Genomic DNA, 26990 nt, shown 5'->3' with positions numbered 1-26990 from the left:
GCCGCCGCGCCCCGGTCCTCCCGCGTCCGTTCCCGGGCTCCGCCCCGGCCTGGCCACGCGCGGATCCGCGTGTCGGTGTTAGAAATGGCTCATGGCGGGACGATTTGGTCGGCCCAGGGGATCGCCGCCCCGGCAGCCGACCGGGCAGGACCCGGGGCTGGTCGCGCGCTTCGCCCGGGGGGCGCACAGTGTCGCCGGCCAGGTCTTCGCGTTGCAGGCGGTGATCGTGCTGCTGCTGATCGCCGCCGCCGCGCTCGCCCTCCTGCTCCAGGCCCGCTACGACAGTGAGCGCGACGCCCGCAACCGCTCCCTGGCCGCCGCCGCGTCCTTCGCGCAGGCGCCGGGGCTGCCCGCCGCCCTGGCGGCGCCGGATCCGACGGCCGTGCTGCAGCCGCTCGCGGAGGCGGCGCGGAAGGCGTCCGGGGTGGACTTCGTCGCGGTGATGACCACCGACGGCATCCGCTACACCGACTCGCGGCCCGAGCTGATCGGCGAGCGGGCCTCCGGGGACCTGTCGCGCGCCGCCGGCGGCGAGGGGTTCACCGAGATGTTCCGCGGGGAGCCCAGCGACGCGGTGCGCGCCGTGGTGCCCGTGCGGAACGCGGACGGGCAGGTCATCGGGCTGGTTTCCACCGGGATAGAGGTCGGCAACGTCTCCGAGACCGTGGAGGGCCAGCTGCCGCTGCTGCTGGGCGCGGCGGCGGGGGCCCTGCTGCTCGGTACGGCCGGTGCCGCCCTGGTCAGCCGGCGGTTGCGGCGCCAGACGCGGGGGCTGGGCGCGGCGGAGATGGCGCGCATCAACGAGCACCACGAGGCGGTGCTGCACGCGGTCCGCGAGGGCGTCCTGATCATCAGTGCCGACCACCGGCTGCTGCTGGCCAACGACGAGGCGCGGCGGCTGCTGGCCCTCCCGGCGGACGCGGAGCAGCGGCACGTCTCCGAGCTGGGGCTGGATCCGGGGACGGAGGCGCTGCTGCTGTCGGGGCGGATCGCGACGGACGAGGTGCATCTGGCGGGCGACCGGCTGCTGGCGGTGAACGTGCGGCCGACGAAGCCGTACCGGGGGCACCCGTCGGGCAGTGTGATGACGCTGCGTGACTCGACGGAGCTCGCGGCGCTGTCGGGGCGTGCGGAGGTGGCCCGGGAGCGACTGCAGATGCTGTACGAGGCGGGGGTGCGGATCGGGACGACGCTGGATGTGGCGCGGACGGCGGAGGAGCTGACGGAGGTGGCCGTTCCGCGGTTCGCGGACTTCGTGACGGTGGAGCTGTTGGAGCCGGTGCTGCGCGGGGAGGATCCGGCGCTCGCGGCGGGGGTGCAGACGGAGATGCGGCGGACGGCTGTGAGCGGGGTGCGCGGCGACCAGCCGTTGCAGCCGGTCGGGGACGTGATCCGGTTCGAGGTGCCGACGGCGCCGATGGCGGCGGCGCTGGACGCGGGCCGGGCGGTGCTGGCGGCGGATCTGAACGCGGCGATGGGGTGGCGTGCGCAGGACGAGCGGGGGACGCGGGAGGCGTTGGACTACGGGCTGCATTCGCTGATCTCGGTGCCGTTGCAGGCGCGCGGGGTCGTGCTGGGGATGGCGAATTTCTGGCGGGCGGACACGCCGGAGGCGTTCGACGAGGAGGACCTGTCGTTCGCGGAGGAGCTGGGGGCGCGGGCGGCGGTGTCCATCGACAACGCCCGCCGGTACACGCGGGAGCATGCGACGGCGGTGACGCTGCAGCAGAGCCTGCTGCCGCGGGTGCTGCCGGAGCAGAACGCGGTGGAGGCGGCGTTCCGGTACCTGCCGGCGAAGGCGGGGGTGGGCGGGGACTGGTTCGACGTGATCCCGCTGGCGGGGGCACGGGTGGCGCTGATCGTGGGGGACGTGGTGGGGCACGGGGTGCATGCGGCCGCGACGATGGGGCGGCTGCGGACGGCCGTGCACAACTTCTCGACGCTGGACATGGCGCCGGACGAGCTGCTGGGGCACCTGGACGAGCTGATCGACCGGATCGACCAGAACGAGTCGGGCGCGGCGGGGTCGGGCCACGGCGGTGACGGGTCGGCGGAGCCGGCGGGGATCACGGGGGCGACGTGCCTGTACGCGGTGTACGACCCGGTGTCGGGGCGGTGCACGATGGCGAGTGCCGGGCATCCGGGGCCGGCGCTGGTGTGGCCGGACGGGCGGGTGGAGTTCCCGGAGGTGCCGGTGGGGCTGCCGCTGGGGGTGGGCGGGATGCCGTTCGAGGCGGTGGAGCTGCTGCTGCCGGAGTCGACCCGGCTGGCGCTGTTCACGGACGGGCTGCTGGAGGACCGGGACCGGGACTTCGACACGGGCTGCGCGATGCTGGGCGAGGTGCTGGGCCGTCCGGGCCGGCGGACGCCGGACGAGGAGTGCGCGGACGTGCTGGCGGCGCTGCTGTTCCCGTCTCCGAGTGACGACATCGCGCTGCTGATCGCGGACACGCGGCGGCTGGAGGCGGACCGGATCGCGGAGTGGGAGGTGCCGCCGGATCCGGCGGCGGTGTCGCGGGTGCGGGGGGCGAGTGCGGCCAAGCTGGCCGAGTGGGGGCTGGACGAGGTGGCGTTCACGGCCGAGCTGATCCTCAGCGAGCTGGTGACGAACGCGATCCGGTACGGGAACACGCCGATCCGGGTGCGGATGCTGCTCGACCGCAGCCTGATCTGCGAGGTGTCCGACGCGAGCAGCACCTCGCCGCACCTGCGGTACGCGGCGACGACCGACGAGGGCGGCCGCGGGCTGTTCCTGGTGGCGCAGTACGCGGACCGGTGGGGGACGCGGTACACGGAGCGCGGGAAGGTGATCTGGGCGGAGCTGCCGCTCACGGCGGCGGCGGAGCCGCCGGGTCCGGCGCCGGATCTGGACGCGCTGGAGGACCTGGCCTGGTGAGGGCCGGGCGGCGGCCCGGCTGGTGCTGTCGTCGTGCGGGTCAGGTGGGGGGCGGCGGGCCGGCTGTCGTCCGGGTGAGGAGGAGTGCGACGTCGTCCTGGGGGGCGGCGGGCAGCAGGTGGGCGAGGATCGTGTCGCACAGCCGGTCCAGGGGGCCGTGGGGGCCGCGCAGGGCCCAGCCGAGCTGGGCCATGCCCTGGTCGAGGTCGCGGTCGCGGGCCTCGATGAGGCCGTCGGTGTACAGGACGAGGAGGCTGCCGGGCGGCAGGGCGATGTGCTCGGTGCGGAATTCGCGGTCGCCGGTGCCGAGGGGGGTGCCGGGCGGGCCGTCGAGGAAGGTGACCCGGCCGTCGGCGGTGGCGACGGCGGGCGGGGGGTGGCCGGCGCGGGCGAGGGTGCAGCCGCCGGATGCGGGGTCGTGGACTGCGTACACGCAGGTGGCCATCTCGTCGGCGCCGAGGTCGGCGACGACGGCGTCGAGGGAGCGCAGCAGCTGGTCGGGGGGCACGCCGTGGCGGGCGAGGGTGCGTACGGCGGTGCGGAGCTGGCCCATGACGGCGGCGGCGTGGACGCCGTGGCCCATGACGTCGCCGATGACGAGGCCGGTGCGGCCGCCGGGGAGGCGGAGGGCGTCGTACCAGTCGCCGCCGACGTCGTGGTCGCTGGCGGGCAGGTAGCGGCCGGTCAGTTCGAGGCCGCTGACCTCGGGGAGGGTGCTGTTGGTGAGGCTGCGCTGGAGGGTGAGGGCGGCGCGCCGCTGGTTGGTGTACATGCGGGCGTTGTCGATGTTGAGTGCGGCGCGGGCGACGACCTCGTCGATGAGGACGCAGTCCTGTTCGTCGAAGGGTTCCCGGGTGGCGAGCCGGGTGACGGTGACGGCGCCGAGGACGGTGCCGCGGGCGACGAGCGGGATGAGGCGGGCGGAGCCGAGGCCGGCGAGGTAGGTGCGCAGGGCGTCGGCGCGGGGGTCGCGGATGAGGGCGGGGATGTCGGAGCGGTAGAGGTTCATGGGCCGGCCGTCGGCGATGACCTGCTCGTACACGGTCCCCGGGGGGATCTTGAAGGTCTGGCCGGGGAGGAGCCTGCTGGTGGGGGCGCCGGGGTCGGGGAAGGCGGCGGCGAGGCGGCGCAGGACGCTGCGGTGGGTGCCGGCTCCGTCCTCGTCGAGGACGGCTTCGAGGAGTTGGACGTCGGCGGAGTCGGCGAGGCGCGGGACGAGCACCTGGGCGATCTCCTCGGCCGTCTGCCGCAGGTCGAGGGTGGTGCCGATGCGGGTGCCGGCCTCGGCGAGGACGGCGAAGCGGCGGCGGGCCCGTTCGGCGTCGAGCTGGGCCTGCCGGCTGTCGGTGATGTCGATCAGGGAGGCGATGACGCCGAGGGCGCGGCCGGATCCGTCGAGGAGGGGGGCGTAGGAGCAGGACCAGGTCCGGTCGTGGTCGGGGTCGGCGGGGGTGCGGCCGGTGCGGCGGACGTCGACGACGGCGGTGCCGCGTTCGAGGACCTGCTGCATGGTCGCCTCCAGGGCGGCGGCGTTGACGCCGGGAACGACCTCGGTGAGCCGTTTGCCGAGGTGGTCGGCGGCGCTGACGCCGTTCATGCGTGCGAGGGCGTCGTTGACGCGCAGGAACCGCAGGTCGGGGCCGAGGGTGGCCAGCCCGATCGGCGACTGCGTGAACAGGCTCTGGAGGGCGGCGAGGGAGTCCCGCATGCGCAGGACCTCGCTGGTCTCCACCGCGATGAGGAGGGCGCCGGTGCGGCCCTGCCGGTCGACGGCGGGGACGATCCACATCTCCATGGTGACGCGGTGGCCGTCGCGGTGGCGGACGGGCAGGGTGCCGACGACGGTCTCGCCGGCCTGGACGCGCCGGGTGAGCTGGCGGGCCAGCTCGTGGTTGGTGTCGGGGACGAGGACGTCGGCACCCGACCGGCCGAGGATGTCCTCGGGGCGGTGCCCGAGGAGGTCCTGGGCGGCGAGCGACCATTCCACGACGCGCCCGTCGGCGTCCTCCCGCCACAGGGCGATCGGCAGCAGCTCGCGGAGCACGCCCGCGTACCCGACCGCCGCGGTGGGCCGGTCCGGGCCGCCGCTCGCCGACTGCTTCGTGTCCACCCTCACCGACCTCACCCCGGAGGGTCCGATTCGTACCGAATTCACCCTATCCGAGGCTCAGGGGCGAGGCCCTGTCCCGCGGGCCGTACGGGCCCGCCCGCGCGGGTACAGCCACGGCAGCGCGAAGGTGGTCCACAGCAGCACCGCGTACAGGACGAGCACGCCCCACCAGCCGCCGAGCGGGCCCCGGCCGAACTGCACCAAGGCGGCAGCCGCTCCCCCGGCCAGCGCCGCCGGCGGCAGCAGCGGCCACCGGTCGGCCCCGGGGGCGAGGAGGGCCGCCGCGGCGAGGGCGGAGCAGGCCCCGACGAGCACCGTCCGCTCCGCCGGGCCCAGGCCGGGGGTGTGCACGCCGTGCAGGAAGCCGAGGGCGACCGGCGGGAGGGCGGCCGCCGCGATCGGCAGCGCCGTGCGGGCGGGGGCCAGCAGGCTCCGCGGCAGGGCCTGCCGCACGCCGCAGGCCAGGGCGAGCGCGGCATACAGGCAGATCGGGACGTGCGGGAGCAGCGAACCCCACCGGCCGGTCGCGAGGGCGGTGGCGAGCCACAGCAGCACGGCGGCGGCCAGGGTGCTCCACGGCGCCAGCACCCCGCTGAGCGGGGGCGCCCACACGAGCGGTTTCAGCAGCCCGAGCACGCCCTGCGGCAGGCGGCTCCAGCGGCGGCCGGCCGGCTGGACCGCCGGCCAGGCGAGCAGCCCGGCGCGCAGGGCCGCCCGGCGGGGGTCGGGGGCGCGCAGCAGCCCGCCGACGGTTTCGGAGCCGGTGGCGGCGAAGGCGTCGAGGGCCTCGTCGAAGCGCTCCGGGCCGAGGGGCGGCGGGTCGGGCAGGGGGTCGGGGGGCCGGTTGCCGCCGCCGAGCGCGAGGAGGAGCGGGAGCTCCTCGTCGAGGATCTCGCGCTGGCGCAGCTCGGTCAGCACGTCGCGTACGCGCTGCCAGGGGCCGACGGCCTGCGGGGAGCGGGCCGCGAGGTCGGCGGCCCAGGCGCCGGTGAACCGGGCGCCCAGGCCGGTCGCCTCGGCGAGGCGGCTGCCCAGCTCCGGCAGGTCGGCGGCGAGGGCCGCGTAGCGCCGCTCCAGGCGTTCGTCGGTGGCGGCGACGGAGACCAGGGAGGCGGCGCCGTCGAGGCGGCCCCACGTCCAGTCGCTCATCCGCCACCGGACGCTGAGGAAGGCCGCGAAGTTGTTCAGCTGGTTGCCGCTGAGCTTGGCGCGGACGATGTCCTCGGCCTGCGGCGCCTCGCCCAGGCGGCCGAGGACCGTGCGGGTCGCCCAGCTGGTGTCGGCGGCCGAGACGGCCCGGAAGGAGATGCCGGTGGGCTCGGCGAGGGGGTCCGGGCGCAGCGGCCCCAGGAGCACCTCCGCGAAGGCGAGCGCGTCGCCCATCCCGGGGAACGGGGCCGTGGCGGCTTCCTTCAGCGGCTCGTAGCCGTCGAGGCCGGGGGGCGCGGCCTGCCCGATCCGGCCGGCGAGGTGGGTCAGCAGCGGCCACAGGGGGGCGTGGACGGCGGCGAGGTCCTCGGACGCGGCGGGCGGCGGGGCGGGGGCGGGCGGGGCGGTGGTGACGGCCCGGGCGAGGCGGAGGGCCCAGGCCTCCCACTCTGCCGGGGGCGCCTCGGGCGGCGGGGTGTGGGGCAGGAGCGCCCGGAGGCGCAGCGCGGCGCTCCGGTAGGGTGCGGCGGCGTCGGCGGGCGGCTCCCCGCCGGCCAGTGCCTCGCGGTAGGCGGCCAGCAGGAGCCGGTCCCGGGCCGCGATCACGGCGGCGACGGCGAAGCGGGCGGCGTAGAGCCGGCGGCGCAGCTCCCGGACCGTGCCGGAGTCGGCGAGCGGGTCGGCGTCCTCCCAGGCGCGCACCCAGTCCATGAGCAGGCGCACGGTGCGGGCCAGGGGCAGCGGCGAACAGCCGGGCCGGGGCAGGGCGGCCGCCCCGTCGGGCAGGACGAGCCGGGCCGCGGCCGCGGGCTCGCGCAGCCGGGCGAACAGCTCGGCGGCTCCGCTGCCGTGCGCGTCCAGCGGGTCCAGCGGGCCGGGTCCGGCGGGCAGCGGCAGGGCGTCCGGGCCGGTCACGTCGGCCGGGTCCGCGAGGAGCCGGATCAGCCGCGCGGCCTCGGCGGCGCCGACGGTGCGCCGGTAGCGGCCCAGGCGGGCGAAGGCGGTCTCGCCGAGCGTGTCGAGGTGCGGGGGCAGGACGCCGCCGGCGCAGTGCCGGTACCGGGCCGCGGCCTCGGCGGCGTCCAGTTCGAGGGCGTCGTCGCGGAGCGACTCCGCGCCGGCCTTCACCGCGAAGGAGCCGGCCGCCGCACGGACGAGGCGTGTGGCCCCGCGCCGGGCCGCCCGGCCGGTGGCGGGGGCCGGCGGGAACGGCGGCACGGGCTGCAGGAACAGCAGCCACCGCTCGGCGGGGCGGACCGCGGGGGCCGCGGCGATGGCCCGCACCGCCCAGGCGACGGGGATGTTGTCGAGCACTCCCCCGTCGACGAGCTCGACGCAGCCGTCCAGGTCGGGGTCCGGATGGCCCGTCTCGCTGCTGACGCCGCGCATGTCGACGGTGTACGGGTCGGCGGAGGCCAGCTGCGAGCCGGGGCCGACGTACACCCGGGCGGGCTCGAAGGCGCCCGGGAAGGACGACGAGGCGCGCGCCGCGTACGCCAGCCGGGCGAGGGCGGCGTCGCGGGCGGTGCCGGTGGACTCGTCCGGGAAGTCGGTCAGGCCGGCGCGGTGGCGGAACCGGAAGGAGGCCTGTGAGCGGCCTACGAGGAGCGGCGCGCCGAGGGTCGGCCGCACCCGGTCCGGGCGGGGCCGCAGCCGGGTCGCGGTCAGCATCAGCCGCAGCGAGGCGGGCGGCTTCCAGCCCGGCGGAGCCTCGTCGACGAGCCGGCCGAGGGCGGTGCACAGCTCCTGGTGGAAGACGGCGTCCCCGCGCAGCAGCGAATCGGGCACGGAGAACGGCCGCGACCGCCGGAGCAGCCCCTCCAGATCCCCCACCTCCAGCCAGAGGTCGCGTACGCCCCGCCCGAACGGCATCCCGTAGACCAGGTGGCAGGCCATCAGCACCCCGTTCAGCCCTCCGGCACTGGTCCCTGCCAGCACATCGATGTCGACATGCCGATACCCGCAGGCCGCCAGCATCCCCCGGTACACCCCCTGCCCGCCGCCGGCGGGCGGGTCTGCGGCCTCGGCGCCGCCCGCGGCACCCGGGCGGACCGCACTGCCCGCAGCCCCAGGGCCGGCCGGCGTGTCCGACGAGTACAGCCCCTCCCCACCCGGCGCTCCCTCCGCCCCTTCCGGCCCGCCCTGCCCGCCCGCGGCATCGGCGGCGGGCGGCTGGGCGCCCTCGCGGCCCTGCGGGCGTCGCCCGGGAGCCGCGGCCCGCAGAGCCGCGGTCTCACAGCACGCCCCGCCCATCCACACGGCGAGGCTGACGCCTCCGCGCATCGCCAGGGCAAGGCGCAGCTCCGAGGCGGGCCGGCCCGGGGGGTCGTCGCTCATGCCCCCAGCTTGGCCCGGGACCAAGCGCCCCGCACCCGGGCGACCCGAGCGCCTCGGGGGTGCACCACGGGAGGGCGGAAGTCGCCTCACAGGCAGGCGGTTTGGCCGACGGGAGGCCCGGCAGGGCACCCGTCGGGCGGGCTTCCCCGCACCCGCGGGCGGGGGCGGGAGACCCGGTACCCGCCGCAAGCGGCATGCGGTCACCGGCACCCGCGACGCGGCCCGGTCCGACGCGGCGCGCATCCGGCCGGACGCGCTCCCCGGCGGACCGGCCAACTCAGATTGCGATCCACGGAGATTGACGTGCCGCCGGCAGAAGGGAGCAGCGGCGCAGGCTTCGCGTGCCCGGCGGACAGCGCCCACTCCGCCCTCATCGGGGCCGGCCCTGACAGGCCCGGCCCAGGCCTCGCGGCAGCCGGCATGAGAAGGGCCGTGTACGCGGCAGGGCGGCAGCGTGCGGGGCACCTACCGTCCGGTGTCACCGGGCGGGTGCAGTTGGAGCAGGTCCCAGCGGTTGCCGTACAGGTCCCGGAAGACGGCGACCATGCCGTACGGCTCCTGCCGGGGCGCCTCCTCGAACACGACGCCGGCCGCCCGCATCCGCGCGTGGTCGCGGTCGAACGCGTCGGTGTGGAGGAACCAGCCGACCCGGCCGCCGGTCTGGTCTCCGATACGGGCCTCCTGGTCGCCGGTCGCGGCCCTGGCCAGGAGCAGGGCCGTCTCCCGGGACCCGGGCGGGGCGACGACCACCCATCGCTTGTCGTCGTCGATCCGGGTGTCTTCCCGGAGCTCGAACCCGAGGGCGTCCCGATAGAAGGCGATGGCTTCGTCGTAGTCACGTACGACCACGGTCACGAGTCCGAGATGGGGCATGAGGCGATCCTGCCTCTGCGGCGCACCCATGCGCCATCCTGACCCGCCCCGCCCGGCCCCTGACCCTTCCCCGGGCGCGCCGCGGCCGCGGCGCGCCCGGGGTCCCTCACATGGGGCCCGGCTTACTCCCAGTCGTCCCAGGGCGGGTCGGTTTCCTCCGCGTCGAAGGGGGGTTCCTCGTCCAGCGGGGGCTCGTCGTCGTGCGGCGGGCGGGCTGCGGGGGCCGGACTCGGGGCCTCTGCGGCTGCCGGGGCCGCCGTGGACAGGGGGGCCAGGGTCGCCAGGATGCCTTCCGCGTACTTGGCCAGCTTCGCCTCGCCCACGCCGCCCACCGTGCCCAGTTCCGCCGTGGTCGTGGGGAGGCGGGTGGCGATCTCCCGCAGCGTCGCGTCGTGGAAGACGACGTACGCCGGGACGCCCTGCTCGCGGGCGGTGGCGGCGCGCCAGGCCCGGAGGGCCTCGAAGACGGGGACCGCGGCCGCCGGGAGGTCGACCGGTACGCGGGCGCCCTTGCTGCCGCGGCTTCCGGATTCCTTGCGGGCCTGGCCGCCGGCCGGTGCCTTCTCCTTCCGCAGGAGGACGGTCCGGCGGCCGCCGAGGACTTCCCCGCTGGCCTCGGTCAGGACGAGTGTCCCGTACTCGCCCTCGACGGCGAGCAGGCCGAGGGCCAGCAGCTGGCGGACGACGCCGCGCCATTCTGCGGTGCCGAGGTCCGCCCCGACGCCGAAGACGGACAGCTGGTCATGGTCGAACTGGATGACCTTGGCGGTCTTCTTGCCCTGGAGGATGTCGATGATCTGGCCGGCGCCGAACTTCTGCCGCCGCTCGCGGGCGAGCCGCCACACCGTGGACAGGAGTTTCTGCGCGGCGACCGTGCCGTCCCAGGATTCGGCGGGGGTCAGGCAGGTGTCGCAGTTGCCGCAGGGGCCGGACTCCTGCCCGAAGTAGGCGAGCAGCCGGACCCGGCGGCAGTCGACGGTCTCGCAGAGGGCGAGCATGGCGTCGAGATGTGCGGTCAGCGAGCGGCGGTGGGCGTCACTGCCCTCCGATCCCTCGATCATCTTGCGCTGCTGGACGACGTCCTGGAGCCCGTACGCGAGCCAGGCGGTGGCGGGTTCGCCGTCGCGGCCGGCGCGGCCGGTCTCCTGGTAGTAGCCCTCCAGTGACTTGGGCAGGTCGAGGTGGGCGACGAAGCGCACGTCCGGCTTGTCGATGCCCATGCCGAACGCGATCGTCGCCACGACGACCACGCCCTCCTCGCGCAGGAACCGGGACTGGTTGGCGGCGCGGGTCGCGGCGTCCATGCCGGCGTGGTAGCCGACGGCGTCGATGCCGTGTTCCGCGAGGAACGCCGCGGTCTTCTCCACGGAGGACCGCGACAGGCAGTAGACGACGCCGGCGTCCCCCTCGTGCTCGGTGCGGATCAGGTCCAGGAGCTGCTTGAGCGGGTTGTTCTTCCCCGCGATCCGGTACTGGATGTTGGGCCGGTCGAAGCTCGCGACGAAGTGCCGGGCGTCCTCCAGGCCGAGCCGCGTGGCGATCTCGGCGTGCGTCGCCGGGGTGGCCGTGGCGGTCAGGGCGATCCGCGGGACGGCGGGCCAGCGCTCGTGGAGCATCGACAGCGCGAGGTAGTCGGGGCGGAAGTCGTGGCCCCACTGGGCGACGCAGTGCGCCTCGTCGATGGCGAAGAGGGAGACCTCGCCCTGGTCGAGGAGGCGCTGCGTGCCCTCGGTGCGGAGCCGTTCGGGGGCGAGGTAGAGGAGGTCGAGCTCGCCGGCGAGGAAGAGCTGCTCGACGGTGCGCCGCTCGTCGATGCCCTGGGTGGAGTTCAGGAAGCCGGCCCGGACGCCGAGCGCGGTCAGTGCGTCGACCTGGTCCTGCATGAGGGCGATCAGCGGGGAGACCACCACGCCGGTGCCGCGCCGGACCAGGGCCGGGATCTGGTAGCAGAGCGACTTGCCGCCGCCGGTGGGCATCAGCACGAGGGCGTCGCCGCCGCCCGCGACGTGCTCGATGATCTGCTGCTGCTCGCCGCGGAAGGAGTCGTACCCGAAGACGCGGTGGAGTACCTCCAGGGCGGCGCTGGTCTCGGGGGTCGCGTCCGTAAGGGTCATGACGGGCAGCCTACCGACCCGCGGGGACACCGCGCTGCGGCCTGTGGAAAACCCCGGCGGCCGGAGTGCGGTCAGTGGCCGTGGCGGGCGGCGAGGAGGCGGTGCAGGCGGCCCGCCCCGTCGTCCGCGGGTACGGGCGCGGGCTCCGGCCGCGGGCCGGGGCGGGCGGGCTCCCCGGCGGCGTCCGCGGACGGCTCGGGGGACGGCTCCGCGGCCGGGCACCACAGTGCGGCGGCGGCGAGCGCGGAGCCGGCGGCGAGCACCCCGAGGGCGGCGGCGGCCGCGGTCAGGCCGGCGGTGGCGCCGACCCAGCCGGCCAGCGGGTACGTCAGCAGCCAGCCGGCGTGTGAGAGGGAGAACTGCGCGGCGAAGGCCTCGGTGCGCCGCCCGGCCGGGACCGCCCTGCGCACCAGGCGGCCCGCGGGGGTGAGCACCGCGGACCCGGCGGCGCCGAGCGCCGCCCACGCGGCGAGCAGGGCGGGCCAGCGCCAGGGCCCGGGCGCGGCGGCGGTCAGGGCGCCGGCCGCGGCGAGGACGGCGGCGAGGGCGGCTCCGCCGCGCAGCATGACGGTGCGGTCGGGGACGCGGTCGAGGAGCCGGGGCAGGGCGAGGGCGACGGCCATGGAGCCGGCCCCGTAGGCCCCGAGCGCGAGGGCGACGTCGCCCGTGCCGCGGCCCAGCAGGTCGCGGACGTAGACGACGGTGTTGACGGCGACGAGGGAGCCGGCGGCGGCCACGGCCAGGTTCAGCAGGAGCAGGGCGCGCAGGGGCGGGGCGGCAAGGAGGAGGCGCATGCCGGCGGCGGCGCGGGTGTGCGCGTGCCCGGCGTGCCGGCCCGCCCCGGCTGCGGCGGTGTCCGCCGCCGGTCGCGGTACGGCGGCGGACAGGACGAGTACGGCGGAGGCGAGGAAGCCGGCGACGGTGCCGAGGAAGAGGCGGTCGTAGGTGGTGACGGCGAGGAGGGCGGCGGCCAGGGCGGGGCTGAACAGGCTCTCCAGGTCGTAGGCGAGACGGGAGAGGGAGAGGGCGCGGGTGTAGTCGCGCTCGTCGGGCAGGACGTCGGGTATCACCGCCTGGAAGGTGGGGGTGAACGCGGCGGAGGCCGCCTGGAGCAGGAAGACCAGCAGGTAGACCTGCCAGACGCGGTCGACGAACGGCAGGGAGAGGGCGACGGCGGCGCGGGCGAGGTCCGAGCCGGCCATGAGGGCGCGGCGCGGCAGCCGGTGCGCGAGGGCGCCGACGGCGGGCGCGACGGCGACGTACGCCACCATCTTGATCGCCAGGGCGGTGCCGAGGACGGATCCGGCGCGGGGTCCGGCGAGGTCGTAGGCGAGGAGTCCGAGGGCGACGGTGGCCAGGCCGGTGCCGGTGAGGGCGACGACCTGGGCGGCGAACAGGTGCCGGTAGGTGCGGTTGCGCAGGACCGGGAGCATGCGGGGGCCTTCCACTCGGCGGGGCGGGCTCTCCCTACCACCGTAGCGTCATGTGCGCAGATGCGCACATGACGATCACGCTCCGGATGGAGCCGCCCGCGCATCCGGACCAGCCCAAGCGCCGCGCGCCGAGCGCCGAGCGCCGCGCGCCGCACACCGCGCGCCGTGGACCGGGCGCCACGGATCGGGGCCACGGGTCCGGCGCCTCGCGCCGGGTACCAGGGGCCCGCACGCAGCGGGCCGGGCGGCACCTCGTCGGGGCGGGACCCCTAGGCTGTCCCCATGCCTCCGAGCAATCCCCTGCCACCTGCCGACACCTCGCACCTGCGGGCGCCGGACGGTGCGCGGCTGGCCGAGGCGGCGGCCGTGTTCGCCCTGCTGTCCGACGCCACGCGCCTGCACCTGCTGTGGCTCCTCGCCCAGGGCGAGTCCGATGTCGGCTCGCTGGCCGAGCAGTGCGCCGCCTCCCGGACGGCCGTCAGCCAGCACCTGGCGAAGCTGCGGCTCGCGCGGCTGGTGGAGGCCCGCAAGGAGGGGCGGTACGTCCACTACCGGCTGACCGACGGCCACCTGCGGCGGCTGGTCCTGGAGGCGCTCAGCCACGCCGACCACCGGGTGAGCGGAGAGGCCCCGCACGACTGACACGTGCCGCGGCCGCACCTGGCCCGTGCCTCCCTCGGCGGCCCGCGACGTGTCGGGGCCGCCCCGCTGCGGGTAGTCCTCCGGGGTCCGCGCCGGGTCGGCCGGCGGGACGGCCGCGGACGGGCCGGCACGCCTGCGGCCGGGGCGCCCTCACCGCCGGCGGGGAGCGCACATGACCGATCCGCAGACCCGCGGCGCCGGGGGATGGGGCGGGGACCGCCCGGACCGGCTGGTCCAGATCGTGCACCTGACCAGCCCGGACGGCGTCCCGCCCGGCCTCGCCCGCGAACTCGCCGACTGCTGGGCGGCCGTGGTCAACGCCGGCGGCGCCGTGATCGCGCCCGGCATGCCCATGCCCCCCGTGGCCGCCTCCGCCGTCGCGCCCGTGGTGGAGCTCCTCCTCGGCGGACTGCATCCGGCGCGGTGCCGGCTGCTCGCCGCCGTACGCGGCGGGGCGCTCGCGGGGTGGCTGGTCCTGCGCCGCGACCCCCACCCGCTGGTCGCCCACTGCGCGGTGGTCAACCACGTCCAGACCCACCCGGGGTTCCGGGGCCGCGGCACGGGGACCGCGCTCATGGGGGCCGCGGCCGCCGTGGCGCGCGGCGCGATGGGGGTGGAACGGCTGCACCTCAGCGTGCGGTCCGGCTGCGGTCTGGAGGGGTTCTACCGGAGGCTGGGCTGGGAGGAGGTCGGCCGCTGGCCGGGGGCGCTCCGGGTGGCTCCGGGCGACGACCGGGACGACATCCTGATGAGCCTCACCCTTTGACTCCTCCCCGCCCTGAAGGGACGGGGATTCCCAGCTCACTTCGCCTGACCCCCGGCGGGGGTGCAGGTCTTACAAGATCAGCACTGGCCGGGTACGAGACCAGCCCGGACGAGCATCACGCGGGCGGAGTTCTTGTCCCTGGGGGACACTGCTGCGCACGCGGTGCACGTATACGTTCTCTCGGAAAGAGGCAGGCGGTGCTTGGCTCTCGCTCCGCAGTGCGCGCAGTCCATGGTGGTGTGCGCGGGGTGGACCAAGTGCACGGTGCGCCCGTGCTTGCGGGCCATCTCGACCAGCGCGGTCTTGACGGCTCCGATCGCGGCGTCTGCCGCCTTGCGGGCCATGGTGGACTTGGCGAGGAACTTCGGGCGGAAGTCCTCCACGGCGAGGTGGTCGAAGTCGCGGACGACGGCCTTGGCCCACTTGCGGCCGGTGTCCTGCCGCTGCCGGGCGATCTTCTTGGACACCTTCGCCGCCGCCCGGCGGGCCTTCCGGTAGCCGTTGGTGTCGGGCCGGTTCTTCGCAGTCCGGCGCCGGGCCATCATCCGCTGGTAGTGCGCGAGCCTGGCCGCGGCCGTCTTCCCGTGCTGGGCGTGGGGAAGGTCGTGGGCGTCGGACGTGGTGGTGGCGGTCTCGCTGACGCCCCAGTCGATGCCGATGGCCCGTCCGGTCTCCGGCAGGGCCTCGGTCACCGCCTGGACGACGAACGACGCGTACCAGTGGCCGAGGCTGTCCCGGTACACCCGCACGCTCGACGGGTCGGACGGCAGGCCACGCGACCACACCACCGTCAGCACGATCCCGCCCGCCAGGTGGAGGCGGCCGCCCTTGAGGCGGAAACCCCGCTGGGTGTAGTTCAGCGACGGCAGCGCGTCCCGCTTCCGCTTGATCCGGGGCATCCCGGCCCGCTGCCGCATCGGCAACCGCGCCTTGACGTCCCCCAGCGCCTTCGCCCGGGACTTGGCGAAGTCCCGGATGATCTGCTGCTGAGGAACCGAAGCACCCTCACGCAGCCACGCCATCGACCGGCGCGCCCCGGTCAGCATCCTGTCGAGCTGCGCCGGACCACACGTGATCTTCTCCTCGGCGTCCCGGTTGAGCCGGTGGACCTTGCGGGACATCGCCACGCACTCGTTCCACACCCACCGGCACCGCCCCCACTCCGCTTCCACAGCGGTACGGGCCGTGGACGACAGACGCAGCCGGAAGGTGTACCGGGCGTGCCCGGCCACCGTCTCGGACATCACTGCCGTCGTCATGATCCGCAACGTAACATCCGCCACTGACAACGAAAGAGAGTGCAGGCCAGAACAGATGCGAAGAGAACTCCGGCGCTCCGCGCCTCCGCGCCAAGGACCCATTCCTCCCCGGCCTGAAGGCCGGGGCATCCTGGGAGAAATCAGGTGACCGCCGCCGGACCGGCGGCGCGCAAGGCCCGGGCTGGGCCGCGAGGCGCCCCGCGGGGGCGAACCGGCGCGGGGCGCGGGGCCCGCGTACGCCCACGCCCACGCCCGGGCATCGCACCGGCCGGGCCTCCGGGCCGGGCAGGGGTCGCCCCGCGCGGGCTTCCGTACGCCGTCCCCGGCTTCCGCATCGCGGCCGTCACCCCCGGCCGCCGCGCCGGGCGGCAGACTCCGGGCCGGGCGTTGGGCCGGGGGCCGTGCCGGGCCGAGGCGCCGGGCGGAACGCGGGCCGGGCGGCGGGCGGACCGCGGGCCGGCCCGGGGACGCGCCGGCCTCCACCCCCGCCGGAGCGGATGGTTCCGGTCGGGCGGATCGCCCGGCCGGCGCCGGGTTTGTTCCGGCCGCACGCCCCCCGTGCTTCCCCACGCCCCCTTTAGCTGCGGCAGTTGTGGAGCGATGATGTGCACAGCCGTGCGAATCGATCACGGAGCGGGCCCGCAGTCGATCGTCTGGGAGGGACGGCCGGAATGAGCGACGCCCCCTTGTACCTGCAACCGAGGCTCACCGCGGGCCCGGCCTCGCTGCTGCGTGCCGGACCGTTCCTGCACGGGCTCGTCGACGGGCTGGGCTCGCCGCTCGCCGTCGTCCTGCCCGAGGAGATCGGGCGCAACGCCGCGCAGTTCGCCGCCGTCCTGCGCCGGCACCGGCTGGGCGGCCGCATCTACTTCGCGCACAAGGCCACCGGCTCCAGCGCCCTCGTCCGCCACCTCGCCGCCACCTCCGCCTGCCTGGACGCCGCCTCGCCGGAGGAGCTCCAGCACGCGCTCGGCGCCGGTTTCACCGGCGGCCGGCTGATGGCGACCGGCCCCAAGGACCCCGCCTTCCTCTGGCTGGCGGCGCGCACCGGCACGACCGTGAACGCCGACGGCCCGGGCGAACTGGAGCAGGCCGCCCGCCTCGTACGGGCGCACGGCCTGCCGCGGCTGGAGGTCGTCCTGCGGCTGTCCGGGTTCGAGGCGGCCGGGGCGCGGACCCTGTCGCGGCGCAGCCGCTTCGGCACCCCGGCCGCGGCGCTGGGCCCGCTGCTGGACCTGCTGGAGAAGCACCGCGACGCCCTGGAGCCCGTCGGCGTCGGCTACCACCTGGACACCACCAGCACCGACGAGAAGGCCACCGCCCTGGAGGGCTGCATCCGGGCGGTCGACGCGCTGCGCTCGCGCGGGTTCCGGCCTCGCGCGATCGACGTGGGCGGCGGATACGGCGTCAGCTACCTGGCACACGCGGCCCAGTGGGAGCGGTACACCACCGCCCTCACCGAGGCGGCGCTGGGCCGCCGCGGCCCGCTGGCCTGGGGCGGGTACGGCTACGGCCTGCGTGTCGAGAACGGCACCCTGAAGGGCTCGCTCGCCCTCTACCCGGCCCACCGGCCGGCGGCCGGGCCCGCGTACCTGGACGAGCTGCTGTCCCGGCCGGCCCCCACCCTGGGCAGACCGCTGGGCACACTGCTGCTGGAGAGCCTGTGCGACGTGTACGCCGAACCGGGCCGCGCCCTCGCCGACCAGTGCGGGCTGACCCTCGGCCGGGTCCTGGAGGTGCGCACCGACACCGGCGGCCCTCCGTGGGTGCGGCTCGCGCTCAACGCCGGCGACGTCGGCCTGGAGGACCACGGGGTGCTCGTCGACCCCGTCCTCGTCCCGAGGAGAAGCGAGCCGCCGCCCCCCGACGGCCCCGGCGCGGTCGGGGTGCACCTGATGGGCAACCTGTGCCTGGAGGCCGACCTGATCACCCGTCGCACCGTCTTCCTGCCGCGGCTGCCGGACCCCGGCGACCTGCTGGCCTTCCCGAACACGGCCGGCTACTGCATGGACTTCACGGCCACCCGGGCGCAGCGGCAGCCCACGGCCCGGAAGGTCGCCGTCAGGGAGGAGGAGGGCGTCTGGCGCTGGTGCCTCGACGAGCAGTACTGGCCGGTCACGGAAGCGGGGGGATGAGGCGCATGAGGTACGACAGCATCACGGAGGCCATCGGCAACACGCCGCTGGTGCGCATCGACCAGGACGTGCACGGACTGCGGAACATCGACCTGTACGCGAAGCTGGAGATGCTCAACCCGTTCGGCTCGCTGAAGGACCGGCCGGCCTGGAACATGGTGCGCGACCGGCTCGCCGGCGCGGCCGCCCGCGGCGAGACCGTCGTCGAGCTGTCCAGCGGCAACACCGCCAAGGCGCTCGCGCTGATCGCGGGGATGCACGGGCTGCCGTTCAAGAGCGTCACCAACCGCATGCGGGTGCCCGAGATCAAGGACCTGCTGCTGCTGCTCGGCGCGCGGATCGAGGAGCTGCCCGGGCAGAGCGAGTGCCTGGACCCGACCGACACCGCCGATCCGCTGACCCTCTTCCACCAGCAGCTCAGCGCCCCGGGGAGCACGCACCTCCACACCGACCAGTACTTCAACCCGCTGAACGCGCAGGCGCACGCCGAGGGCACCGGCCCGGAGATCATCGCCGATCTGGACGGCCGGGCGCCGGACTGGTTCATCGCCTGCGTGGGCACCGCGGGCTCCTCGACCGGCATCGCGCGGTCCCTGCGCGCCCACGATCCGGCGGTCCGCGTGGTGGGGCTCGTCGGCGCGAAGTCGGACTTCATCCCGGGGATCCGCACCGCCGACGAGGTGCAGGAGGTGGGCCTGTTCGACCCGGCGGTGTACGACGCGATCGAGGCGGTCACCTCCGACGAGGCCCTCGACGGCATGCTGGTGCTGCTGCGCCGCTGCGGGATGCTCTCCGGGCCGACGGGAGGGGCGGCGTACCACGGCGCGGTGCGCCATCTGCGGGCGCTGGACGCGGAGCTGACGGAGCGGCGGACCGCGGTGTTCGTGGTGTGCGACCGTACGGAGGGCTACCTCGGCTACGTCCGGCAGCGCCGCCCGGAGCTGCTGGGCCGGCCGCCCGTGCGGAACTCGGCCGACACCGTCACGGACGCCGAGCTGGCCGCCGCCCGCTCCGTGGAGGTGCCGGAGGCGAGGGCCTGGGTGGAGTCGGGGCGGCCGCTGGTCGTGGACCTCCGCGGGCCGTTCGCGTACGGGGCGCTGCACATCGACGGCTCGGTCAACATCGTGGACGAGCTGTTCGCGGAACTCGTGCGCGGCGGGCTGCCGTTCAGTACGAGCCGGCCGGTGCTGCTGGCGTGCCCGATCGGCGAGCAGTCCCTGCGGTACGCGGCCCTGCTGACCCGTATGGGTCACCCGGACGTGCGCAGCCTCGCCGGCGGGATCGTCGCGTGGCGGGACGCGGGCGCGCCCCTGGTGCGCGACTGATGGCGGGGCCCGATCCGCAGCCGGACCCGCGGGCGGAGCTGCGGGAGCTGGCGCGGTGGCAGCGGCCGCTGCGCGCCGACTTCCCCATCGTGGCGGCCAACCCGGAGCAGGCGTACCTGGACAGTGCGGCGACCGCGCAGAAGCCGCGGCAGGTCCTGGACGCGGTGCACGCCTACCTGACGACCTCCAACGCCAACGCGGGCCGCGGCTCGTACCCGTGGGCGAACGCGACGACGGCGCTGGTCGCGGGGGCCGCCCAGCGGGTACGGGAGTTCCTGGGCGACCGGTCGGCGGGGGCCGGCGCGGGCGCGTCGCCGGTGCACTTCACCAGCGGGACGACGGAGGGGCTGCGGACGGTGGCGCGCGACTGGCTGCCGCAGCTGCTGCGCGACGGCGACGAGATCGTCGTGCCGTTCGGCGACCACCGGGCCAACCTCGCCCCCTGGCTGGAGGCGCGGGACCTGCTGGCCGCGCAGGGGGTGCGGATCGCGGTGCGGGAGATGCCCTGCCAGGCAGGGACCGGCGACTACGACGCGCGGGCGCTGGCCGCGCTCGCCGGGCCGCGGACCCGCTTCGTGGCGGCGACCCACGTCCACCACGTGTACGGGGCCGACATGAACGTGCACCGCATCCGCGAGGCGGTCGGCCCGGACGTGCCGATCTGCCTGGACGCCGCGCAGAGCGTCGGCCACCAGCCGGTGTCGGTCGCCGACCTGGACGTGGACTTCCTCGTCTTCTCCGGGCACAAGGCGCTGGCCCTGCCGGGGACGGGCGCGGTGTGGGCCCGCGGCGAGCGGGGGCCTGCATTCCGGCCGGGCGGCTGGGCCGGTACGCCGAACACCGCGGGGATCGCGAGCCTGGCGGCGGCCCTGGACTGGCTGGAGGCCGCCGGGGTGGAGCGGATCACCCGGTGGACGGCGGCGCTCGCGTCCGTGCTGACCGACGGGCTGTCCCGGATGCCGGCGTACGAGGTGCTCGGCTGCCGCAGCAGCCTCGCCGCCGACACGGCGGTGCAGCGGCGGGGCTCCATCGTGACGTTCCGCCACCAGGCGATCGGCTCGCAGGACCTGGGGTTCATCCTGTTCAGCCACGGCTTCATGGTGCGCTCGGACGACCACTGCCAGGCGGGCCGGGACCCGCAGGACGGTTCGGTGCGCGTCAGCCTGCACGTCTACAACACACTCGAAGAGATGGAGAAGTTGCTCACCGCCCTCGCCAAGCTGCAATGATTTTCACTATGGACTTGAGTGCGGTGACGGCGGCGCGCTGGGTGGAGCGCTGGGAGTGCCAGCAGCAGCGGTACGCGGTGGACCGCGAGGAGCGGTTCACGGTCATCGCTGACGTCGTCGAGCAGGCCACCCGCGGCAGTCGTGACCCCCTGCTGCTGGACCTGGGCAGCGGGCCGGGCGCACTGGCCGCGCGGCTCGCCGGGCGGCTGCCCGGCGCCGAGGTGGTCGCCGTCGACGCCGATCCGCTGCTGCTGGAGCTGGGCCGCGCCCACTACGGGGGCGGCGCCCGGGCGCGGCTGCGCCACGTCCGCTCCCTGATCGGGGCGCCGGGCTGGCTCGACGCGCTCGGTCTGGACCGGCCCGTCGACGCGGCCGTCTCCACGACCGCCCTGCACTACCTCGACCGGGACACCCTGGCCGGCGTCTACCGCGATCTCGCCGAACGGCTGGCCCCGGGCGGCGTGTTCGTCAACGGCGACCACATCCGCCCCGACTCGCCCGCCATCCGCGACCTCGCGGTCGACCTGGGCCGCCGCCACGCCGAACGGAACCTGGCCTTCACGCACGAGGACTGGCAGTCGTGGTGGAAGGGCGCAGCCGCCGACCCCGAGCTGGCCCCCTACCTGACCCTCCACGACACCGCCTGCCATCCGCCGTGCGCGGACGCGGACCTGCCCGTGTCGACGCACGTCGCCCTCCTCCGCGAAGCGGGCTTCCGCGAGGCGGGCACGGTCTGGCAGTACGGCGACAGCCGCGTCCTGGCCGCCCTCCGCTGACCCCGCCCCGCGGCCCTCCCCTCCCCGCCCCGCCCGAGCGCCGGCCGGGCGGCGCCGCCGGGGGTCGCGGATTCTGCGGCAGCACCCGCCGACCGCGGCACGTGCTTCCCGCCCGGCCCCGGTCCGGTCGGTGCGGACTCACGGGGCTCAGGCGGGGCGGGGTCCCGTCACCCGGTCGCCGCGGGGCCGGTCTGCTCGGCGAACGCCTGGTAGGCCCGCTCGTCGTAGAGGACGAACCTGACCTCCTCGACGCGCGTCCCGGCGCCCCGGACCGTCTCCACGGCGATGCGGGCGCCGTCGTCCATCGGCCAGCCGTAGATGCCCGTGCTGATGGCGGGGAACGCGACCGTGCGGGCGCCCAGTTCGTCCGCGACGCGCAGGGATTCGCGGTAGCAGGAGGCGAGGAGGGCGGAGCGGTCCTCGTCCCGGGACCAGACCGGCCCCACGGTGTGGATCACCCACCGGGCGGGGAGGCGGCCGGCGGTGGTGGCGACCGCCCGGCCCGTCGGCAGGCCCTTGCCGTAGTGGGAGGCGCGCAGGGCACGGCAGGCTTCGAGGATGTCCGGTCCGCCGCGGCGGTGGATCGCGCCGTCGACTCCGCCGCCGCCCAGCAGGGAGGAGTTCGCGGCGTTGACGATGGCGTCGGCGTGCTCGGCGGTGATGTCGCCGCGGACGAGGGTGATGCGGACCATTCACGGGGCCTTTCGCAGGTGCCGCCACACGGCTTTGGCCGCGTTGTGCCCGGACATGCCGTGGACGCCGGGGCCGGGCGGGGTGGCGGAGGAGCAGAGGAAGACGGCCGGGTGCGGTGTCGTGTACGGGGACAGCGACAGGCGGGGGCGCAGGAGGAGTTGGAGGCCGGAGGCGGCGCCGCAGGCGATGTCCCCGCCGACGTAGTTGGGGTTGCGGGCGGCGAGCTCCGGCGGGCCGGCCGTCGCGCGGGCCAGGACGAGGTCGCGGAAGCCCGGTGCGAAGCGCTCCAGTTGGCGTTCGACGGCGTCGGTGAGGTCGCCGTCCCAGCCGGCGGGGACGTGCCCGTACGCCCAGAAGACGTGCTTGCCCTCGGGTGCGCGCCCGGGATCGACGAGGCTGGGCTGTGCGGTGATCAGGAACGGGTTGCGCGGGGCGCGGCCGCTGCCGGCGAGTTGCAGGGCGGCGTCGATGTCGCGGGTGCGGGGCCCGATCTGGACGGTGCCGGCGCGCCGCGGCGCTTCGGCGGTCCACGGGACGGGGCCCGACAGCGCGTAGTCGATTTTGAAGACGGAGGCGCCGTAGCGGTAGCCGTCGTAGAAGCGGCCGAGGCCGGCGATGCGGGCCAGGGCCGTCGGGGAGGTGTCGAAGACGTACGCGCGGGCGGGCGGCAGGTCGTCGAGGCGCTTGACCTCGAAGTCCGTGTGGACGGTGCCTCCCAGGTCGGCGAGGTAGGCGGCGAGGGCGTCCGAGAGGGACTGGGAGCCGCCGCGCGGCATGGGCCAGCCGACGGCGTGCGCGGCGAGCGCGAAGACCAGGCCGACGGCGCCGGTGGCGATGCCGTTCAGCGGGGCGATGACGTGGGCGACGAGCCCGGAGAACAGGGCGCGGGCCCGCTCCTCGTGGAAGCGGCGCATCAGCCAGGTGGCGGGCGGCAGCCCGGCGAGCCCGAACCGGGCGAGGGTGACGGGGTCGCGGGGCAGCGCGGTCGCGGGCAGGGACATGAAGTCGCGGACGAGCGTGTCCCACCTGCCGAGGTACGGCTGGACGAGCCGCCGGTAGGTGCCGGCGTCGCGCGCGCCGAAGGAGGCAGCGGTCTCGGCGACGGAGCGGGAGAGGACCGCGGCCGTGCCGTCGTCGAAGGGGTGCGCCATCGGCAGCGGCGCGTGCAGCCACTCCAGCCCGTACCGCCCCAGCGGCATCGCGCCGAACGCGGGGGATCCGGCGCCCAGCGGGTGGACGGCCGAGCAGGGGTCGTGCCGGAACCCCGGGAGGGTGAGCTCCTCCGTGCGGGCTCCGCCGCCGACCGTGCCGGCGGCTTCGTACACGGCCACCGAGTGTCCGCGGCGGGCCAGTTCGACCGCGGCCGTGAGCCCGTTGGGCCCCGCCCCCACCACGACCGCATCGAGAATCGACGGCACCATGTGACCCCTTCGTCCGGCGGCGGCTGCGCCCCCAGGATATTCCGACACCCTGTGCGCCCCGGTACGCCTCACACCTCGCGCAGCAGGTCCCGGACGCGTACGGCGGTGGCCTCGTCCCGGCCGACGGCGAACGGCAGCTCGTTGTCCCGGTCGACCCGGAAGGGGACCCCGGCGACGGTGCTCTGCGCGCCGCCGGCCTCGTCGACGAGGAGCAGCCCGGCGGCGTGGTCCCATGCGGAGGGCCAGGTGAAGGCGAGCGCGTCGACCTGGCCGCGGGCCACCTTCAGGTACTCCAGGCCGGCCGAGCCGCAGGGCCGGGCGGCGACGCCGGGGACGTCGAGGCGGGAGAGGATCCGCTTGTCCCGGTCGGTGGTGTACAGCGGGTGGGCGATCGCGACGCGCAGCTCGGCGCCCGGTTCGGGGGAGCCGCAGGCGAGCCGCTCGCAGCCGAGGTGCGCGCCCTGCCCGCGGACGGCGGTGGCCATCTCGTCGAGTGCCGGGGCGAACGTCCAGGAGGCGAGGATCTCGCCGCGGTGGGCGAGGGCGACGAGGGTGCAGAAGGCGGGGTCGCCGGAGACGAACTGGCGGGTGCCGTCGACGGGGTCGACGATCCAGACGGGGGCGTCGCCGCGCAGCGCCCCGTAGACGGTCGGGTCGGCGTGGACGGCTTCCTCGCCGACGACGGCCGAGCCGGGCAGGAGCCGGGTGAGGGCGGCGGTCAGGTGCTCCTCGGCCTTACGGTCGGCGACGGTCACGAGGTCGTGCGGCCCGCTCTTCTCGTCGACCTCGTGGTCGGCGAGCTGCCGGAACCTCGGCATGATCTCGGCGGCGGCCGCCTTGCGGACGGCTTCCTCGACGGCGGACAGGTCTCGGGCCAGGAACTGTTCGATCATGTCTCCATCACACCATGCCGGGCCGCCGAGCCGCACCGGAAATCGGGCGCCGGGGGCGGTGCACGCCCCCGGCGGGGCCGGGCCGGACGGGGTGGTGATCGCGTTCCGCCGTGCGGGGTGCCAGGCCCGGCCGTGGCGGCTCAGCCCGTCTTGGTCTGCCTGCGGAACTCGTCCATCGAGAGGGTGTTCGCGTTCGAGGGGATCGTGATCGGGAACTTCTCCCCGTACGAGTCGTACTGCGTGGTGCTGGACTGGCCGTCGCGGGTGGAGGCCAGTTCGAGGAGGCGGGAGGTGCCGGACTCCAGGTAGTACGTGTCGCGCGCGCCGCCCGCCGCCGCGGTGTAGGCGCGGGCCTGCCTGCCCTGGGACGTGCGGTCGGCGTCCGGGTCGTGCTCGGCAGCCTCGGGGATCTCGAAGAACCGCTCACAGCCGCCGTCCGTCTCGGACGTCACGAAGCTGTCGGTCAGCTCCTTCGGCACGGTGATCCACTGGCCCCGGTCCTTCAGCGAGTTGGCCAGGAGCGCGGTGCTGGTGTAGGTCTTGCCGTCCTTGCAGAACATGTCGCCGGATCCGCCGGGCCAGGTCGCCCGGAGGTGGAAGCCCTGCTTCGGGTCCCACCAGGCCTCCTGGCCGCCGCCCGCGAAGGCCGTCGTCGTACCCGACGAGTGGAAGGACGTCGAGCGGAGCTGGTCGTTGGCCTTCTCGACCGAGGTGCCGTCGGGCGAGCCGCAGCCGGTCAGCGCCAGGGCCGCCAGTACGGCGAGGGCGGTCGCCGCGGTCGACCGGGCCCTCCGCCGCACCGCGTCCTGCGCCGGCAGGCGCCCCCTGCGGGACGACTCGTGTGCAAACGACATCCTCGACACCCCCGTGTCCGTGCTGTGGCGGCTGTTTCGCGCTTCACGCCACTTCGGTGCGACCAGAACCGGCCACGGAGATCGATCATACGTGCGGTTCCGCACCCGGATTCACCTGCGGCGCGGGCCGCTTTCCCGTCCTTCGCACCCGAAGGCGGGTCAGAAGTCGAAAGTAAGGTTAGCCTTACCTCAATTGAAGTGCGGAGTTGCTCTTCTGCACGTCCCGCGCACCCCCACATCAGGAGACGGAAGAACATGACCCCAAGGGTCGCGGTAGCCGGAGCCAGCGGCTATGCCGGCGGAGAGATCCTGCGTCTGCTCACCTCGCATCCGGGAACGGAGATCGGCGCCGTCACCGCCCATCGCAGCGCGGACCGGCATCTCGGCGACGTGCAGGCCCAGTTGCCCGGCCTGGCCGACCGGGTCCTGGAGGAGACGTCGGCGCGCACACTGCGCGGGCACGACGTGGTGTTCCTCGCCCTCCCGCACGGGCAGTCCGCACCCCTCGCCCGCGAACTGGAGCCGGACGCGCTGGTCGTGGACTGCGGCGCCGACTTCCGGCTGCGCGACCCGGCCGACTGGAAGCGGTTCTACGGATCGGAGCACGCCGGCACCTGGCCGTACGGCCTGCCCGAACTTCCCGGACAGCGAGCGGAGTTGAGGGGCGCCTCGCGGATCGCCGTACCCGGCTGCTATCCGACGGCCGTCACCCTCGCGCTGTTCCCCGCCTACGCGGCCGGGCTGGTGGAGCCCGAGGCCGTGGTCGTCGCGGCGAGCGGCACCTCGGGAGCCGGCCCGGCGCCGGGGCAGCACCTCCTCGGCGCCGAGGTGATGGGGTCGATGACCCCGTACGGGGTCGGCGGCGGCCACCGGCACACACCCGAGCTCACCCAGAACCTGTCGCGGGTGGCCGGCGAGCGCGTGACGGTCTCCTTCACCCCGACGCTCGCACCCATGCCGCGCGGCATCCTCGCCACCTGTTCGGCCCGGCTCCGGCCCGGCGCAGCGGCCGGCGCCTGCGGCGACGGCGGCGAGGAGGCGGTGCGCGCGGTGTTCGAAGCGGCGTACGCGGACGAGCCGTTCATCCGGCTGCTGCCTCCCGGCCGGTGGCCGTCCACCGGCGCGGTGCTCGGCTCCAACACCGTTCAGGTGCAGGTCGCCGTCGACTCCGAGGCGCGCCGCCTGATCTGCGTGAGCGCGATCGACAACCTGACCAAGGGCACCGCCGGCGGCGCGGTGCAGAGCATGAACGCAGCCCTCGGCCTGCCGGAGTGGCTGGGCCTGTCCACGAACGGAGTCGCCCCGTGAGCGTGACTGCTGCCCGGGGATTCCTCGCGAGCGGCGTCGCCGCCGGGATCAAGGAGTCCGGGGATGCCGACCTGGCGCTGGTGGTGAACCTGGGCCCGTCCCGGGCCGCCGCCGGCGTCTGCGCCTCCAGCCGGGTGCAGGCCGCGCCCGTCCGCTGGTCGCGGCGCGTGCTCGCGGACCGGCGGGTCGCCGCCGTCGTCCTCGACTCCGGGGGCGCCGACGCCGGTACGGGGCCGGAGGGCGCCTCCGACACGCAGGCGGCGGTGGAGCGCACGGCGCGGGCCGCCGGCGCGGACCCCGCCGAGGTGGCCGTCTGCTCCACGGGCCTGATCGGCGTCCGCCTGCCGATCGACCGCCTCCTGCCCGGCATCGACACCGCCTCGGCCGCCCTGTCGCCCGACGGCGGCAGCGACGCGGCCGTGGCGGTCGTCGACGCGGCCTCGGAGGAGGAAGCCGGCACCGTGGGCCGCTCCGTGGCCCGGAACAACCTCCTCAAGTGCGCGCTGAACGGCGAGGACCCCCACTGGGGCCGGGTCCTCTCGGCGATCGGCATGACCGACGCCGTCGTCAACCCCGACCGGCTCGACGTGGCGATCAACGGCGTCTGGGCGTGCCGCGACGGGGCCCCCTGGGAGCCCCTGGAGAAGGCGGACCTGTCGGGGCGTCGGGTCGCCGTCACGGTCGGCCTGCGCTCCGGCGGCGCCTCGGCGGTCCTCTGGACCAACGACCTCACGGCCGGGTACGTCCACGAGAACAGCGCCTACAGCTCATGAGCGG

At 75.7% G+C, this 26990-nt stretch carries 19 protein-coding genes; 9 read left to right on the top strand and 10 right to left on the bottom strand.

All coding sequences use genetic code 11. The features are described from left to right. The first annotated feature begins 91 nt into the window (after positions 1–91). The gene (locus C0216_RS10175) at positions 92–2896 is read left to right on the top strand and encodes a SpoIIE family protein phosphatase (RefSeq protein ID WP_114054958.1); all 2805 of its coding nucleotides are present in this window, start codon (positions 92–94) and stop codon (positions 2894–2896) included. Between the two features lie 40 nt (positions 2897–2936). On the opposite strand, the gene C0216_RS10170 is transcribed toward C0216_RS10175, so the two are convergent. The 5 genes from C0216_RS10170 to C0216_RS10150 all read right to left on the bottom strand — a co-directional run bounded on the left by C0216_RS10170 (position 2937) and on the right by C0216_RS10150 (position 12912). Beyond that, entirely contained in the window at positions 2937–5006 is a 2070-nt protein-coding gene (locus C0216_RS10170; RefSeq protein ID WP_114054957.1) for a SpoIIE family protein phosphatase, read from the bottom strand. A gap of 57 nt (positions 5007–5063) precedes the next feature. Next, the gene (locus C0216_RS10165) at positions 5064–8492 is read right to left on the bottom strand and encodes a DUF3376 domain-containing protein (RefSeq protein WP_162793156.1); all 3429 of its coding nucleotides are present in this window, start codon (positions 8490–8492) and stop codon (positions 5064–5066) included. Positions 8493–8957: 465 nt separating this feature from the next. Further along, a complete protein-coding gene (locus tag C0216_RS10160; RefSeq protein ID WP_114054955.1) occupies positions 8958–9365 on the bottom strand; it encodes a VOC family protein in 408 nt (135 codons plus the stop codon). 122 nt (positions 9366–9487) lie between these two features. Continuing rightward, on the bottom strand, positions 9488–11479 hold the full coding sequence (gene recQ, locus C0216_RS10155) for a DNA helicase RecQ (protein WP_114054954.1): 1992 nt from the start codon (positions 11477–11479) through the stop codon (positions 9488–9490). 71 nt (positions 11480–11550) lie between these two features. Further along, complete coding sequence (locus C0216_RS10150) at positions 11551–12912, bottom strand: MFS transporter (protein WP_114054953.1); 1362 nt, start codon at positions 12910–12912, stop codon at positions 11551–11553. A gap of 282 nt (positions 12913–13194) precedes the next feature. Here C0216_RS10150 and C0216_RS10145 point away from each other — a divergent pair, with 282 nt between their 5' ends. Both C0216_RS10145 and C0216_RS10140 read left to right on the top strand, forming a co-directional pair. After that, a complete protein-coding gene (locus C0216_RS10145; RefSeq protein WP_114054952.1) occupies positions 13195–13554 on the top strand; it encodes an ArsR/SmtB family transcription factor in 360 nt (119 codons plus the stop codon). A gap of 172 nt (positions 13555–13726) precedes the next feature. Continuing rightward, positions 13727–14320 carry a GNAT family N-acetyltransferase gene (locus C0216_RS10140; protein WP_114054951.1) on the top strand — a complete coding sequence of 198 codons (594 nt, stop codon included), beginning with the start codon at positions 13727–13729 and terminating at the stop codon, positions 14318–14320. Between the two features lie 77 nt (positions 14321–14397). On the opposite strand, the gene C0216_RS10135 is transcribed toward C0216_RS10140, so the two are convergent. Then, entirely contained in the window at positions 14398–15579 is a 1182-nt protein-coding gene (locus C0216_RS10135) for an RNA-guided endonuclease InsQ/TnpB family protein (RefSeq protein WP_246042440.1), read from the bottom strand. Between the two features lie 671 nt (positions 15580–16250). Between C0216_RS10135 and C0216_RS10130 the strand changes: the two genes are divergently transcribed. Genes C0216_RS10130 through C0216_RS10115 form a run of 4 tightly spaced genes read left to right on the top strand, consistent with a single transcriptional unit; the run spans position 16251 to position 21044 of the window. Beyond that, positions 16251–17714: a Y4yA family PLP-dependent enzyme gene (locus C0216_RS10130; protein ID WP_114054949.1), complete on the top strand. Its 1464-nt coding sequence runs from the start codon at positions 16251–16253 to the stop codon at positions 17712–17714. A gap of 5 nt (positions 17715–17719) precedes the next feature. Next, complete coding sequence (locus C0216_RS10125; RefSeq protein WP_114054948.1) at positions 17720–19039, top strand: pyridoxal-phosphate dependent enzyme; 1320 nt, start codon at positions 17720–17722, stop codon at positions 19037–19039. Then, complete coding sequence (locus C0216_RS10120; protein WP_114054947.1) at positions 19039–20268, top strand: aminotransferase class V-fold PLP-dependent enzyme; 1230 nt, start codon at positions 19039–19041, stop codon at positions 20266–20268. Before C0216_RS10125 ends, C0216_RS10120 begins: the two co-directional genes overlap by 1 nt. Before the next feature lie 8 nt (positions 20269–20276). After that, positions 20277–21044, top strand: coding sequence for a class I SAM-dependent methyltransferase (locus tag C0216_RS10115; protein ID WP_114054946.1), 768 nt, complete (start codon positions 20277–20279; stop codon positions 21042–21044). A 167-nt stretch (positions 21045–21211) separates the two neighbouring features. On the opposite strand, the gene C0216_RS10110 is transcribed toward C0216_RS10115, so the two are convergent. The 4 genes from C0216_RS10110 to C0216_RS10095 form a co-directional block, all read right to left on the bottom strand. Beyond that, positions 21212–21736, bottom strand: a complete 525-nt coding sequence (locus tag C0216_RS10110) for an O-acetyl-ADP-ribose deacetylase (protein WP_114054945.1) — start codon at positions 21734–21736, stop codon at positions 21212–21214. Then, entirely contained in the window at positions 21737–23155 is a 1419-nt protein-coding gene (locus tag C0216_RS10105; protein ID WP_114058571.1) for a phytoene desaturase family protein, read from the bottom strand. 71 nt (positions 23156–23226) lie between these two features. Continuing rightward, positions 23227–24051, bottom strand: a complete 825-nt coding sequence (locus tag C0216_RS10100) for an inositol monophosphatase family protein (protein ID WP_114054944.1) — start codon at positions 24049–24051, stop codon at positions 23227–23229. A gap of 140 nt (positions 24052–24191) precedes the next feature. Continuing rightward, on the bottom strand, positions 24192–24905 hold the full coding sequence (locus tag C0216_RS10095; protein WP_162793155.1) for a hypothetical protein: 714 nt from the start codon (positions 24903–24905) through the stop codon (positions 24192–24194). Between the two features lie 255 nt (positions 24906–25160). On the opposite strand from C0216_RS10095, the gene argC reads away from it, so the two are divergent. Both argC and C0216_RS10085 read left to right on the top strand, forming a co-directional pair. Further along, entirely contained in the window at positions 25161–26213 is a 1053-nt protein-coding gene (gene argC, locus C0216_RS10090) for an N-acetyl-gamma-glutamyl-phosphate reductase (RefSeq protein ID WP_114054942.1), read from the top strand. Next, positions 26210–26986 (top strand): bifunctional ornithine acetyltransferase/N-acetylglutamate synthase, encoded by a 777-nt coding sequence (locus C0216_RS10085; protein WP_114054941.1) that lies wholly within the window; start codon positions 26210–26212, stop codon positions 26984–26986. The genes argC and C0216_RS10085 overlap by 4 nt, the downstream gene beginning before the upstream one ends. The last annotated feature ends 4 nt before the right edge of the window (positions 26987–26990 follow it).

The sequence above is a fragment of the Streptomyces globosus genome (assembly GCF_003325375.1).
Lineage (GTDB): Bacteria > Actinomycetota > Actinomycetes > Streptomycetales > Streptomycetaceae > Streptomyces > Streptomyces globosus_A.
The sequence above is the reverse complement of the archived record's forward strand: the minus strand, read 5'-3'. Positions and strand labels throughout refer to the sequence as shown.

Excerpts from the sequence above, each read along its gene's own strand:
- C0216_RS10175 (WP_114054958.1), top strand. The coding sequence starts at position 92 with ATGGCGGGACGATTTGGTCGGCCCAGGGGATCGCCGCCCCGGCAGCCG.
- C0216_RS10165 (WP_162793156.1), bottom strand. The coding sequence starts at position 8,492 with ATGAGCGACGACCCCCCGGGCCGGCCCGCCTCGGAGCTGCGCCTTGCC.
- C0216_RS10160 (WP_114054955.1), bottom strand. The coding sequence starts at position 9,365 with ATGCCCCATCTCGGACTCGTGACCGTGGTCGTACGTGACTACGACGAA.
- recQ (WP_114054954.1), bottom strand. The coding sequence starts at position 11,479 with ATGACCCTTACGGACGCGACCCCCGAGACCAGCGCCGCCCTGGAGGTA.
- C0216_RS10150 (WP_114054953.1), bottom strand. The coding sequence starts at position 12,912 with ATGCTCCCGGTCCTGCGCAACCGCACCTACCGGCACCTGTTCGCCGCC.
- C0216_RS10145 (WP_114054952.1), top strand. The coding sequence starts at position 13,195 with ATGCCTCCGAGCAATCCCCTGCCACCTGCCGACACCTCGCACCTGCGG.
- C0216_RS10140 (WP_114054951.1), top strand. The coding sequence starts at position 13,727 with ATGACCGATCCGCAGACCCGCGGCGCCGGGGGATGGGGCGGGGACCGC.
- C0216_RS10135 (WP_246042440.1), bottom strand. The coding sequence starts at position 15,579 with ATGACGACGGCAGTGATGTCCGAGACGGTGGCCGGGCACGCCCGGTAC.
- C0216_RS10130 (WP_114054949.1), top strand. The coding sequence starts at position 16,251 with ATGAGCGACGCCCCCTTGTACCTGCAACCGAGGCTCACCGCGGGCCCG.
- C0216_RS10125 (WP_114054948.1), top strand. The coding sequence starts at position 17,720 with ATGAGGTACGACAGCATCACGGAGGCCATCGGCAACACGCCGCTGGTG.
- C0216_RS10120 (WP_114054947.1), top strand. The coding sequence starts at position 19,039 with ATGGCGGGGCCCGATCCGCAGCCGGACCCGCGGGCGGAGCTGCGGGAG.
- C0216_RS10115 (WP_114054946.1), top strand. The coding sequence starts at position 20,277 with ATGGACTTGAGTGCGGTGACGGCGGCGCGCTGGGTGGAGCGCTGGGAG.
- C0216_RS10110 (WP_114054945.1), bottom strand. The coding sequence starts at position 21,736 with ATGGTCCGCATCACCCTCGTCCGCGGCGACATCACCGCCGAGCACGCC.
- C0216_RS10100 (WP_114054944.1), bottom strand. The coding sequence starts at position 24,051 with ATGATCGAACAGTTCCTGGCCCGAGACCTGTCCGCCGTCGAGGAAGCC.
- C0216_RS10095 (WP_162793155.1), bottom strand. The coding sequence starts at position 24,905 with ATGTCGTTTGCACACGAGTCGTCCCGCAGGGGGCGCCTGCCGGCGCAG.
- argC (WP_114054942.1), top strand. The coding sequence starts at position 25,161 with ATGACCCCAAGGGTCGCGGTAGCCGGAGCCAGCGGCTATGCCGGCGGA.